Raw genomic sequence first — 12937 nt, 5'->3', positions numbered from 1 at the left:
AGTCGCAGCGACGGAAAGGGAATCTCAGATGTCCAGCTCAAACACGGCACGGAGCGACGCCCTCATCGAGGGATTCGAGCTCTCCCCGGAGCAGGCGCGCTCGTGGCGGTGGCAAGAGGCCCATCTGGCGAGCGCTGTCCGAGCTGCCGAGTTGTGTCTCCGCGTTCCCGCCGGCACCGACGAGGCGCGGCTCGAGCGCAGCCTGGCGGAGCTCGTCGAACGTCACGAGATCTTGCGCACGGACTACCCGCAGCTGCCCGGCATGGCGCTGCCCGTCCAGGTGATCCAGCCCTCCCCGGCGATCCTCTGGAACGCGGCGGATCAAGGCAGCCCGAGCGGCGTCGCGGTGGCCCTCTCTGGATCGCCAGACGAAGGCGCGAGCATCCGGCTGCGCCTGCCAGCGGCGCACACCGACACAGCGGGCCTGCTGCGCCTCATGGCCGCGTGGGAGCGTGCCTATCGCGGCGAGGACCCGGGCGACGCCCCGCTGCACTATGCGGACTACGCCGCCTGGCGCAACGAGCTCAAGGGGAGCGATCCGCAGGCCGACGCGTTCTGGGAGGAGCGCCTCGCGACCCGGGCGCCCGCGCCGGCGCTGCCGCTGCGCGGCCACGCGCACGGCGGCGTCGCGCGCGTGGAGCTCGCCCACGTGCGCTTGCCGGTCTCACCCGAGCTCCAGGAGCGCTGGGCGCGCCAGGCCAGCGCGCTGAGCGTTCCCCCGGCGCTGCTCGCCCTGACCGCGTGGGTGACGCTGTTTCATCAGCATGGCGACGCCGATCGCCTCACGGTGGGTCTCGACTGGCAGCAGCCCAGCCGGGACCTCGGCGACGCGATCGGCCTGTTCAGCGAGCCGGTGCCGCTCACCGTGGACGCGCTCGGCGGCGCGACCGCGGAGACCCTCTGCGATGCGCTCCGCGCGCGCTGCGCGGAGCTCAGGGAGTGGCGCGATTACTTCCCGAGCACGGCGGACGAGGAGCCCTATCCGCTCGGCTTCCGCTACGTGCCGGCCGCCGGCGCCAGCGCGCTCGCGGCCGCCGGCTGGCGCGTCGAGTCCGCCGACAGCCCGACAGCGCCGCACCACCTGCTGCTGGAGCACCGGGAGGGAGGCCACGGGCCGGTCCTCACCCTGCATTACAACCAGGCGCTCTACGACGGCGCCACGGCCGCGCTGCTCGGCGATCAGCTGATCGCGCTGCTGGAGGAGGTCTGCCGCCACCCTGCCCGGCAGCTCCGGGAGCTCTCTGCCCTGAGCGAGGCGGAGCGGCGCCTGGTGACCGAGGTCTATAGCCGCTCCGAGCCGCTCTCCGCGGAGCGAGAGCGGGAGTTCGCGCGCATCGCCTCATTGCCTCACCTGGCCGCCTGCTTCGCCGAGCAGATCCTGCAGCGATCCGACCAGCCGGCGGTCAGCAGCGCGACGCGCAGCCTGAGCTACGCCGAGCTGGATACACACGCCACGCGGCTCGCGCAGAGCCTCCTCGGCCGCGGCGCGGCGGCGGGCACGCGGATCGCGCACTTCCTCCAGCGGGACGTCGACGCCATCGTCGCGATGCTCGCCATCCTGAAGGCCGGCGCGGTCTATGTCCCGATCGATCCGGACTACCCCGCGGCCCGCATCGCCTACGTGCTCGACGACTGCGGGGCTGACCTCGTCCTCACCCGCCGCGATCTCGTGGAGAGGCTGCCGGAGCCCTGGCAGGACGGGGCGAGGCTCGTGTTCACCGACGCCGCGCCGGAGGGCGGGGCGGCGCTCCCGTGGCCCGAGATCCTGCCGGAGCACGTCGCGTACGTCATCTACACCTCCGGCAGCACGGGCCAGCCAAGGGGTGTGCCCATCACCCATGCGGGCGCGCTCTACTCCCTGGCTGCCCGCGTCGCCTATTACCAGGACCCCATCCGTCGCTTCCTTCTCCTGTCCTCCTTCGCGTTCGACAGCTCGATCGCCGGGCTCTTCGGGACGCTCGCGCAGGGGGGTTGCCTGCGTCTGTGCAGCGAGATCGAGCAGAAAGACGCCGAGCGGCTCGCCGAGATCATCCGCGACGAATCCATCACTCACCTGCTGGCCCTGCCCTCCCTCCATCACCTGCTGCTGCACAGGCTCGCCGGCCAGCCCATCGCCCTGAGCACGGCGATCGTGGCCGGAGAGCCCTGCCCGCGCGCGCTTGTCGAGGCACACCACCGCGCCCTCCCCGGCACGCGCCTCTACAACGAGTACGGCGCCACGGAGGCATCGGTGTGGAGCACGGTCGGCGAGTGCGCAGCATCGCAGTCCGATCGTCCCGTGACCATCGGTCGTCCCATTCCTCATGGCCATGTCCATGTGCTCGACGAGCGCGGCCAGCCGAGCGCACGCGGGCTCAAGGGCGAGATCTGGGTGGGTGGACCGGGGCTGAGCCCCGGGTACCTGAATCGGCCCGAGCTCACGAAGGAGAAGTTCGTCCAGGTCTCGGGGGAGCGGCTCTATCGAACAGGCGACTACGCATCCTGGGATGAGCGCGGAGAGCTCGTGTTCCTCGGGCGCGGCGACGGCCAGGTGAAGATCCGTGGTTACCGGATCGAGCTGGGCGAGGTCGACGCCGCGCTGCGCCGCGTGACGGGCGCCGAGCAGGTCGTGGTGCTCGCCGATCGGGGCGAAGACGGCGAGGTCTTCCTCCGCGGCTTCGTCGAGGCGGCACAGCCGCTGGAGGTCGCGGCGGTGCGCCACGACCTCGCCAGGCTGCTGCCGGATCCGATGATCCCGGCCGACATCCAGGCGCTGCCCACGCTTCCTCGCACGGCCAATGGCAAGTTCGACCGGCAAGCGCTGCTCGCGCTCCGGCGCCACCGGCAGCGGGCGCCGTACGCCGCGCCGTGCACCGAGGTCGAGCGAGCGCTCGCCGCGCTGTGGGAAGAGCTGCTCGCGGTCGAGCTCATCGGCCGCGACGACGACTTCTTCGCGCTGGGCGGGCACTCGCTGCTGGCGGTCCGTCTGGTGCATCGGATCGACACCGAATTGCACGCCACGATCCCGGTCCGCACCGTGTTCCAGCGCCCTCGGCTCGAGGCCCTGGCGGCGTTGATCGAGGCGGAGGAACAGCCGTCTCGGCCGACCGTACCGATGGCGGCCGGATGCGTGGCGCGGGCGCCGCGCTCGAGCCTTGTGCCGCTCCGCGCCGCCGGGTCTCTCCCCCCGCTCTTCTGCGTGGATCCCTCGGGCCTGCGCGTCGGGGCGTACCAGCCGCTCGCCGACGCGCTCGGCGGGGATCGGCCCGTGTTCGGGCTCGATCTGGGCCCGGCGCTCGCGGGCGAAGGCCCCTCGTGCCGGCGCATCGTCGATCAGCTGGCCCGCGAGATCCGGCAGCATCAGCCGCGCGGCCCGTATCACCTCCTCGGGTGGTCGCTGGGCGGCGCGCTGGCGCTCGGCGTCGCCCGGGCGCTGGAGCAGCAGGAGGAGGCGGTCGCCTTCCTCGGCATCCTGGACACCCAGCCGCCCACGAGCCTTTACGCGGCGGGACCGCCGGACGTCGTGGCCGAGCTCGCGGAGTATGTCGACACCGACCGCAGGGCGGCGCTTCTCGCGCTCCCGGAGGCGGAGCTGCGGGCGCTGCGGGAGCAGCTGCAGGGCCGAGGCGACGAGGAGCGGGTGATGGCGGCGGCTGCATGGGCCCAGGCCCGCGGCTTTCTGCCGGACGGAGCGCAGACCGCCGCGCTCGCGCACCGCTACGCGCTCCTGCGAGACGCGGCGCTGTTCATGAACGAGCTGCCGCCGCGGTGCCTCCACGCGGCCATTCACGCGTGGTGGAGCGCCGAGACGCTCGAGCGCCACGGCGGCCCGCCCGTGGACTGGCAGCGGTACACGCGCGCCGCCGTGCACACCGCGACGGCCCCCGGCGATCACCTCGCGGCCCTGGAGGGGAGCGCCGTGCACGCGCGCCTGCGCGCCCTCCTGTCCGGCGCCCCGAGCGCGCCTTCGTCCGAACGCATCGATCTCACCACGGAGCGAGCATGAACTCTGGCAAGACTGCACCGATCCCGGCGCCGGGCGCCCCGCGCCGCAAGGCCATCACGGTGTCCGACAGCACGCTGGTCCGCGAGCGGATGTGGCACCCGGAGCGCCCGTTGCCGCTCGTGATCGAGCCGGCCGTCGCGGGCGTCGATCTCGTCGAGTGGGCCGCGAGGCACCGCGAGGCCCTGGAGCAGAAGGTCCTCCAGCACGGCGCCATCCTGTTCCGCGGCTTCACCTGCAAGACCGTCGAGCGGTTCGAGCAGACCATCGCGTCCCTCTCGCCCGGAGCCCTTGAGTACATGTTCCGCGCGTCGCCGCGCACGCGGGTGGGGGGCAACATCTACACGTCGACCGACTACCCGGCCGACCAGAAGATCTTCCCGCACAACGAGCACTCCTACTCGCCGCGCTTCCCTCTGCGGTTGTTCTTCTACTGCCATCAGCCCTCGGAGACGGGCGGCGAGACCCCCATCGGCTCCACCCGGGAGGTCCTCCGGCACATCCGCCCCGAGATCCGGGAGAAGTTCCGCCAGAAGAGGGTCCTGTATGTCCGCAACTACGGGGACGGCTTCGGCCTGCCCTGGCAAACCGTCTTCCAGACCGAGGATCGCGGCGAGGTGGCGTCCTACTGCGCCTCGGTGGGCATCCAGATCGAGTGGAAGCCGGACAATCGCCTTCGCACGACCCAGGTGGGGCCGGCGATCGTGCGCCACCCGCGCACCGGGGAGGAAGTCTGGTTCAACCACGCCACGTTCTTCCACGTGAGCACGTTGCCCCCGGACGTCCGCGGCTCGCTCACCGCGAGCTTCGTCGACGACGAGCTGCCCACGAACACCTTTTATGGCGACGGCAGCCCGATCGAGCCCGAGGTGCTGGAGGAGCTCCGGGCAGCGTACCTCTCTTCGCTCGTGAAGTTCCTCTGGCAGCAGGGAGACATCCTGTTCATCGACAACATGCTGTGTGTCCACGGCCGTGAATCCTACGGTGGCAAGCGCGCCATCCTCACGGGGATGGCAGAGGCGTACTACGCGAAGGATCTCGAGCAGAGCTAGCTCACGGCATCGGTCCGCGCGGGAGCGCGGCCCGCGTTCCACGGTCGAGGAGCGCGTGAATCAAGGGACGTTTCGCAACAGGGAGTACCCGATGAGTCTGTCTACAGCCTCCAGTTTCTCCGCGGTGGACCCGTTGACGCCGGCCTTCAAGGTGCCCCTCCACGCGGGCCTCGCCGCGGAGCTCGGCGAGCGCCACCGGCGGCGCGCGCTGTACGAGCTCGGGGATCACCCCCTGCTCGAGCGGCAGCGGCAGCACGAGTCGAACGCCCGCTCGTACCCGCGGCGGCTGCCGCTGGCGCTCTCGCGCGCGCAGGGCGTGTATGTGGAGGACGTCGAGGGGCGCGTGTTCCTCGATTGTCTGGCCGGGGCCGGCACCCTGGCGCTCGGGCACAACCACCCGGCGGTCACCGACGTCCTTGTGCGGACGCTGCACTCCGGCCTACCGCTCCACACGCTCGACATCACCACGCCGGTCAAAGATCGCTTCACGCAGGACGTGCTCGGCGCGCTGCCGGCGCCCTTTGCCCACCATGCGCGCATCCAGTTCTGCGGCCCCACGGGCGCGGACGCCGTGGAAGCTGCGCTGAAGCTGGTCAAGCTCGCGACCGGGCGCGGCACGGTGCTGGCGTTTCAGGGGGCGTACCACGGCATGACGCAGGGCGCGCTCACCCTGATGGGCAACCTCGGGCCCAAGGCGGCGCTCGGCTCCAGCCTGAACGGCGTGCAGTTCCTGCCGTATCCGTACGAGTACCGCTGCCCGTTCGGGCTCGGCGGCGGCGCCGGCATCGCGGCCTCGCTCGCGTACATCGACAACCTGCTGTCCGATCCGGAGGGCGGCGTGCCCAAGCCTGCTGCCATCATCGTCGAGGCGGTGCAGGGCGAGGGGGGCATGATCCCGGCGCCGGTCGCCTGGCTGAAGGGGTTGCGGGCGCTGGCGACGCGCCATGATATCCCGCTGATCCTCGACGAGGTGCAGACGGGCTTCGGCCGCACCGGGCGCATGTTCGCGTTCGAGCACGCCGGCATCGAGCCGGACGTGCTGGTCCTGTCGAAGGCGCTCGGCGGCGGACTGCCGCTCTCGGTCGTGGCGTATCACGAGCGCTTCGACACCTGGCGTCCGGGCGCCCACGCCGGCACGTTCCGCGGCAACCAGCTCGCGATGGCGGCGGGCTCGGTCACGCTGTCGGTGCTGCGCGCGGAGCGCCTGGACGCGGCGGCCGCGGAGCTCGGCGCGCGGCTCATGGCGCAGCTCATCGCGCTCGCCAAGGAGCACGCGTGCATCGGCGACGTGCGCGGGCGCGGCCTGATGATCGGCGTGGAGCTCGTGGATGCGGCCGCCGCGCCCGACGCGCTCGGGGCGCGCCCTGCCCACCGCGAGCTCGCCGGGCGCGTGCAGCGCGAGTGCCTGCGGCGGGGGATGATCGTGGAGCTCGGCGGCCGCCACGGCAGCGTGGTGCGGTTCCTGCCGCCGCTCGTCATCACGGCGGCGCAGATCGACGAGGCGGCGAGGATCTTCGGTCAGGCGCTGGCGGCGGCCCTTCCGTAGCCGAGCAGGCCCAGGCCTTTCTCGCGCGTCGCTCTTCGCCCGAGGCATTCCCTCGAATTTTATCGGGAAGATTCACAGGGAGACGCGGAAACGCGGAGTAAAACCCCATTCATCTCCCCGCCTCCCCGTCTCCCTGTTCAATTCCAGATAGAAGCGATGGAGAGACCCACCGCTTCGCCGAAGGGGAGACGACGAGATCTCCCCCAGGGCTCCTCCTCCTACAACGCCGCGTTATGGACGCCCGCCACCGCGCGCCCCGACGGGTCCGCCGCGGCGGCGAAGCTGGCGTCCCAGGCGATCGCCGCGGGCGACGAGCACGCGATGGACTTGCCGCCAGGCACCGTCTCCGCGCAGGCCTGCCCCGGGTAGAACTGCTCGAACAGGCTGCGGTAATGGTACGCTTCCTTGGTCCGCGGCGGATTGATGGCGAAGCGCCGCTCGGCCGCGGCCAGCTCGCGATCGCTGACCCGCGCCTCGGCGTACGCCTTCAGGCCGTCGATCCAGCCGTAGCCCACGCCATCGCTGAACTGCTCCTTCTGCCGCCACAGGATCTCCTTCGGCAGATAGCCTTCGAACGCCTCGCGCAGCACCGCCTTCTCGATGCGGCCTTTGCCGGCCATCTTGTGCCTGGCGTCCATCCGCATCGCCACGTCCAGGAACTCCACGTCCAGGAAGGGCACCCGCGCCTCCACGCCCCAGGCCATCATCGACTTGTTGGCGCGCAGGCAGTCGTAGCTGTGCAGCGCGTCCAGCTTGCGTATCAGCTCCTCGTGGAACTCGCGCGCGTTCGGCGCCTTGTGGAAGTACAGGTAGCCGCCGAAGATCTCGTCCGAGCCTTCTCCCGACAGCACCATCTTCACGCCCATCGCCTTGATGCGCCTTGCCAGCAGGTACATGGGCGTGGACGCCCGGATGGTGGTGACGTCGTAGGTCTCGATGTGGCGTATCACCTCGGGCAAGGCGTCCAAACCTTCCTCGAAGGTGTACTCGAACCCATGGTGAACCGTGCCCAGCGCCTCGGCCGCGACGGCCGCGGCGGCCAGGTCGGGCGAGCCCCTCAGGCCGATGGCGAACGAGTGCAGGCGCGGCCACCACGCCTCCGACGCGCCGTCGTCCTCCACCCGCTTGCGGGCGAAGCGCGCCGCCACCGCGGCCACCAGGGAGGAATCGAGGCCGCCCGACAGCAGCACGCCATACGGCACGTCGGTCATCAGCTGGCGGCGCACGGCGCGCTCGAAGGCCTCGCGCAGCTCTCGCCTGTCCACGCCGACGCCTTCCACCGCCGCGTAGTCGCGCCACGGCCTGCGGTAGTACTGCGTGACCTTGCGCGTGGCGCTGTCGTAGCAGTGGCCCGGCGGGAACTGCGCGACATCGGCGCAGAGGCCCGAGAGCGCCTTCATCTCCGACGCGACGCACAGCCTCCCCTCGCGGTCGTGCCCCCAGTACAGCGGGCACACGCCGATGGGGTCGCGCGCGAGGAGGGCGCGCTGCCGGCGCTTGTCCCACAGGGCGAAGGCGAAGATGCCGTTGATCCGGTTGAGGAACGCTCCCGGAGCGTCTTCCCGGTACAGCGCGTTGATCACCTCGCAATCGGAGCCGGTCTGGAAGGAATAGGGTTGCTCCAGCTCCTTTTTCAGCTCGCGGTGGTTGTAGATCTCCCCGTTGACGGCCAGCGCCAGCTCGCCGTCCGCGGAGCGCAGCGGCTGCGAGCCGCCGGCGGGGTCGACGATGGCCAGGCGCTCGTGCACCAGGATGGCGCCCTCGTCGACGTACACGCCGCTCCAGTCGGGCCCGCGGTGGCGCTGCCGCTGGGAGAGCTCCAGCGCCTGTCGTCGCAGGGCCTGCCGGTCGTCGCCGGGATGGAGACCGAAGATGCCGAAAATGGAACACATGGGTTGGCTCCTGAAGGATTGTGAATCGGTCGCGGCGTCGCGCGTTTCCTGGGTCGAAGACCCGAGAGACCCTCGTTCGTGGACGCGGGCTCTTCAGCGCGAAGGGCTCGATAGGCCGCCGGTCTGGCCGATAAGCCGCTCCCCGCGAGAACCGAGCTCACGAGGGGAGGCATCGCCGGAATCCAGCTCGATCGACCAGGGCAGCAGGAAGGTCGACACGCGTGCAAGCGGCCGCTCGAAGCGCGAGAGCGGCCCCGTGGCGCCGCGTGCACCCGTGGCCGAGCCTGAAGGTCGGAGCGTTGGGGTCGGGGAACCAAGCTGACGGCCATGCCCGACGGCTCCGGTAGCTCAGATGAAAATAGAAATCAATTTCATTTCGGCGTGGGATCCTGCTGCGACTGAATATTCCAGTCACACTTGGGGCTAAGGGCAGGCGGGCCGCGGATCTCGGTGGTCACGTGTCACGAGCGCTTCGACACCCGGCGCGCGAGTGCCTGCGTCGGGGGACGATCGTGGAGCTCGGCGGCCCCACGACAGCGTGGTGCGGTTCCTGGTGCCGCTCGTCATCACGGCGGCTCAGATCGACGAGGTGGCGAGGATCCTCGGTCAGGCGCTGGCGGCGGCTTCTCTGAACCTGTCGTTTGGGCGAGACAGCCGCCTCTTTCCTCGGTGTCTTCCACCGGCACGTGCGCCAGGTCAGGCAGCGCTCATCGACGTCGGCGGGTTTTGGCGTCGAGCTATCGAGGGTGGGAGCGCGTGTTCACGAGCCCGTCGTGGCGAGCAGCTCCCTGGCATCACTGACCACGGCGGCGCGGCGGATCCAGCGGTCCAGCTCGTCGAGGTCGGTGCTCGCAAGGACGCGCTCTCGCACCTCGGCGGGGACCTCCAGCCCGCGGGCCTCGAGGAAGGCGAGAACGTCGCGCGCCTTGGTCTTCAAGGTGCCCTCTCGCATCCCTTCCTCTCGGCCCTTCGCCACATAGCCGCGCGCGAATTCGCTCTGAAACTCGTATCCGGCCTTCATCATTGCCTCCAACCTCCGCCTCGCCGCTGCGTTCAGCGAGGATAGCACCAGGTCCCCGTAGACGGCCCGGCGCTCCTCATCGAGCTCGTCCGCCGCCTCGAAGAACGCCACGCCGATCGCCTCCGCCGCCTCGCTCTGTCCGTGCGCCATCGCCGAGAGCACGGCCACCTCGGGCGCCGCCTTCGCTTGCTCGGCGTCGGTGACGACCGGGACGCCCTGGGGCCCGAGCACCAGCGGCGTCAGCGTCCAGCCGGGATGGCCCGTATCGATCGGCCGCGCGCTCCAGCGCGCCATCTCTGCGTCGATCGTCACGACCAGCAGCTGGGTCGGGCAGCGGTGCCGGGCGCGCGTCTGGGTGACGTACACCGGCCAGACGTAGGGCTTGTCCGGGTCCACCCCGAGCTGAACCTTCACCACGATCGCCATCGCGGGCCGCTGCTGCTCACCGACCAGCAGCACGACGACGACATCGGCGCGGCGGTCGGACGGCACAATCTCGGTGAAATCGGAGGATTCGACGCGCGCCTCCGTGAAGGTCGGGACCGGATGGCCGAGCGCGTCGTGCAGCATCTCGGCGGCGAGCGTCGGCCGGTTCTTGAACAGCTCCACCAGGGCTTCATGGGTCACTGAGGGCATGGAGTCGTCTCACGAGTGGTTGCAGTCATGCTGGATTTGCGTGGTGCGCCAGGGTCATGCGGTGGGGCCCGCAGGAGCCGAGCAGCCACCTCCCACTCATGAATTCCGGGCAGCTCCTCGGATTCGTCACGCCGAGCGCCCGCGTGTGCTCCGACGGTCAGGGCATATGGGCTCCACGGGAAGGCTCGCGCGTACACGAGCGGAATCGGGCCCTCGACGGCTTCGAGGCGCTACCGACGATGCGTGGTGTTCACGCAGCGGCTACCGAGTTGAATCGCCGCAGCTGCGCAGGAGCGCGCCGCGCACAGCGCGCAGCCCCTCGGTCAAGCGCGCATAGCGCGGGATCGCGTACCGCTCGCACACGACATCCACGTTGCCCTTGCGCCAGAATCCCTCTGGACAGACGACATGCATCTTCCCGGAGCGCCCGAACAGGCCGAGCTCCAGCAAGCTGATCGGCGCCTTCGAGCCCGGCGCGAAGTACATCAAGATGACGTCCGCCTCCTCGAGCCCGCGGAGCTCCCATTGCACCTGCTCCACGAAGCTCGGGTTCTCGAGGCTTTGCGCCCAGCCAGGCTCCCACCGCTCCCGCCGCGGATTGAGGATCACCACGTCGAGATCCGCGAGCTCCTGCGCGACGCGCGCCTGCCACAGCTCGGCCTGGCCGTTGTCGATGGATCCGGCGAGGAACAGCTTCGGACCCGCCAATCCATCGAACGCCCGCGGCGCCAGCACCTCGATCATGGGGAACACCTCGCGGGTGAGAACACGTGGACGACGATCGCCATGCGGGCCGCTCCCCTCCCCCGCCCCGTAACCCGCAAACCGTCAGCCCGCTCCGCCGTGCCCGTGCCCGCAGCCTCGCTTCGGCTCGGGCTCGTCCTTCGCCTGCCGCAAAGGCACCGGGGCGCACGTGCAGTCGAAACACCCGTGCTCCGCGCAGCTCCCGCACGACGCGATCACCTGCTTGCGGAGGGCCTCGCGCGCGCGGAAGAGGCGCACCGCCGCGTTGTTCGCGGTGATCGACGCCTCCTCGGCGAACGCCTGCACCGAGAGCCCGTCGACCTCCACGCGCTGGATCGCGGCGGCGTACTCGGGCTTCAGCGTGCCGGCCAGCGCCCGGACGCACTGACAGACGGCGCGGTGCTCCACCTCGGGCTGGGCCGCCTCGTCGAGCTCGGCGGCCAGCGCGGCCATCGCCCGCTCCGACGCGCCCTTTCGCCGGAAATGGTCGACCACGGCGTTCCGGAGGGTTCGATAGAACCACGCCGTGGCCGACTCCTCGTCGCGCAAGCTGTCGATGCGCCCTATGCCCCGCACGAAGGCGTCCTGGAGGATGTCCTCGGCGATGGCGCGATTGCCCACCTTCCGTTCCAGGAAGCGCAGGAACTCCCGGTGGCTCTCCACGAGCGTCGCGACCGCCGAAGGCCGCGCGTCCTCGGCGCCTTCCCTCGACGTCTCGGCGCCCTCCGGGCCTCTCGCTGGCTCGCTCTCGCTCATGACGCACCAGGCTATCCACGAGGGCCGCCCTGCGCCACCGCGCCGCGGCACAAAGCGATGGCCAGCGTGACCGGCCGGGTCAGAATGTCCTCCTCTTCACCGGGAGGCTTGAATGACGCTTCAGAGGGTGCTCTTCCTGTCCAGCGTGGCGCTCCTGCCGGCCTGCTCGGATGCGGACGCCGAGGCCCCGGCCGCGCCGCGCTGCAGCGCATCGCCGGAGTGCGCCGCCACGCCCGCGACGCCGCTGTGCGACCAGGCGCGCGGCGAGTGCGTCGAGCTGCCGCCGGGATCTCCGATCGGCGTGAAGGATGGCAGTCCGTCCTCGGTCGCGCTCGTGTCCGTCTTCGAGCCGAACCGGCAGCGCGAGCCGACCGACCTCGCCTTCAACCCGGAGCGGCCCGAGGAGCTCTGGGTCGTCAACCGCAAGGACGACAGCGTGATCATCATCACGAAGCCCGGCGCGCCGGACGGCTCGTGGGTCCGCCTCCGCGACCCCGCCGCGGCGCACTTCATGGACCAGCCGCCCGCGCTCGCCTTCGGCCACCCAGGCACCTTTGGGGTCTGCGGCGACAACGACAACGGCGGCAACTACTTCATGGGCCCATCGCTGTTCTCGTCGGATCTCTCGATCTTCGCCACGGAGACGCCGGACGGCCTCGGATCGCACCTCGACATGCTCCACTCGAGCCCCTTCTGCAAGGGGATCGCGCACGAGCAGGCCAACGTCTACTGGGTCTTCAACGACTACGACAAGGCGCTCGACCGGTACGACTTCGCCCACGATCACGGCCCCGGCCACGACGACCACTCCGACGGCGAGATCTACCGCTATGCCGCCGGCGAGGTGCTCGGGGTCGACGCCACGTCGAGCCATATCTTCTACAGCGCCAAGGAAGAGCGCCTCTACGTCGCCGACACCGGCCACAAGCGGCTGCTCAAGCTGGATCCGACGAGCGGCGTGCCCGGCGCGAGCTTCGATGGGCAAGAGCCGGTCAAGGTGCGCAGGCACATGGACGGCGCCACGCTCATCGAGTTCGTCCCCCCGGGGACGCTCGAGGCCCCGAGCGGCCTCGAGGTCCACGAGGGCCTCGTCTACGTCACGGATCACGCGACGAGCCGGATCTACGCCTTCGACACGGCGGGGCAGGTGGTCCGCACCCTGGACACGGGCCTGCCCGCGGGCTCGCTCGCGGGGATCACCTTCGGACCGGACGGCAAGCTCTACCTCGTCGACACGCTGACGAGCCGCGTCTACCGCATCGATCCCATCCTCTGAGGCGGCGCATCGCGCGCCGCGCGCCGGCCGTG

8 protein-coding genes and 1 pseudogene are annotated in these 12937 nt (G+C 70.6%); 5 read left to right on the top strand and 4 right to left on the bottom strand.

Going from position 1 to position 12937, the window contains the following annotated elements:
• Positions 1–28 precede the first annotated feature (28 nt).
• The 3 genes from WMF14_RS44510 to WMF14_RS44500 all read left to right on the top strand — a co-directional run bounded on the left by WMF14_RS44510 (position 29) and on the right by WMF14_RS44500 (position 6580).
• The gene (locus WMF14_RS44510; protein ID WP_437796531.1) at positions 29–3985 is read left to right on the top strand and encodes a non-ribosomal peptide synthetase; all 3957 of its coding nucleotides are present in this window, start codon (positions 29–31) and stop codon (positions 3983–3985) included.
• Positions 3982–5034 carry a TauD/TfdA family dioxygenase gene (locus WMF14_RS44505; RefSeq protein WP_437796529.1) on the top strand — a complete coding sequence of 351 codons (1053 nt, stop codon included), beginning with the start codon at positions 3982–3984 and terminating at the stop codon, positions 5032–5034. The genes WMF14_RS44510 and WMF14_RS44505 overlap by 4 nt, the downstream gene beginning before the upstream one ends.
• Before the next feature lie 97 nt (positions 5035–5131).
• Positions 5132–6580, top strand: coding sequence for a diaminobutyrate--2-oxoglutarate transaminase (locus WMF14_RS44500; protein WP_437804405.1), 1449 nt, complete (start codon positions 5132–5134; stop codon positions 6578–6580).
• A gap of 218 nt (positions 6581–6798) precedes the next feature.
• On the opposite strand, the gene asnB is transcribed toward WMF14_RS44500, so the two are convergent.
• Positions 6799–8472: an asparagine synthase B gene (gene asnB / locus WMF14_RS44495; protein ID WP_437796527.1), complete on the bottom strand. Its 1674-nt coding sequence runs from the start codon at positions 8470–8472 to the stop codon at positions 6799–6801.
• A gap of 485 nt (positions 8473–8957) precedes the next feature.
• On the opposite strand from asnB, the pseudogene WMF14_RS44490 reads away from it, so the two are divergent.
• Positions 8958–9109 (top strand): annotated as a pseudogene (locus WMF14_RS44490) (diaminobutyrate--2-oxoglutarate transaminase); the annotation flags it as partial.
• A 123-nt stretch (positions 9110–9232) separates the two neighbouring features.
• Here WMF14_RS44490 and WMF14_RS44485 read toward each other — a convergent pair.
• From WMF14_RS44485 to WMF14_RS44475, 3 genes are all read right to left on the bottom strand, one after another.
• Positions 9233–10129 carry a hypothetical protein gene (locus tag WMF14_RS44485; protein WP_437796525.1) on the bottom strand — a complete coding sequence of 299 codons (897 nt, stop codon included), beginning with the start codon at positions 10127–10129 and terminating at the stop codon, positions 9233–9235.
• Positions 10130–10390: 261 nt separating this feature from the next.
• On the bottom strand, positions 10391–10873 hold the full coding sequence (locus tag WMF14_RS44480; RefSeq protein ID WP_437796523.1) for a nucleoside 2-deoxyribosyltransferase domain-containing protein: 483 nt from the start codon (positions 10871–10873) through the stop codon (positions 10391–10393).
• Between the two features lie 84 nt (positions 10874–10957).
• Positions 10958–11629 carry an RNA polymerase sigma factor gene (locus WMF14_RS44475; RefSeq protein ID WP_437796521.1) on the bottom strand — a complete coding sequence of 224 codons (672 nt, stop codon included), beginning with the start codon at positions 11627–11629 and terminating at the stop codon, positions 10958–10960.
• A 112-nt stretch (positions 11630–11741) separates the two neighbouring features.
• Between WMF14_RS44475 and WMF14_RS44470 the strand changes: the two genes are divergently transcribed.
• Positions 11742–12905, top strand: coding sequence for a hypothetical protein (locus tag WMF14_RS44470; protein ID WP_437796519.1), 1164 nt, complete (start codon positions 11742–11744; stop codon positions 12903–12905).
• Positions 12906–12937: the final 32 nt, after the last annotated feature.

It is taken from the genome of Sorangium sp. So ce693 (assembly GCF_051521375.1).
Lineage (GTDB): Bacteria > Myxococcota_A > Polyangia > Polyangiales > Polyangiaceae > Sorangium > Sorangium atrum.
Note: the sequence above shows the minus strand (reverse complement) of the source record. Positions and strands in the feature narration are given on the sequence as shown.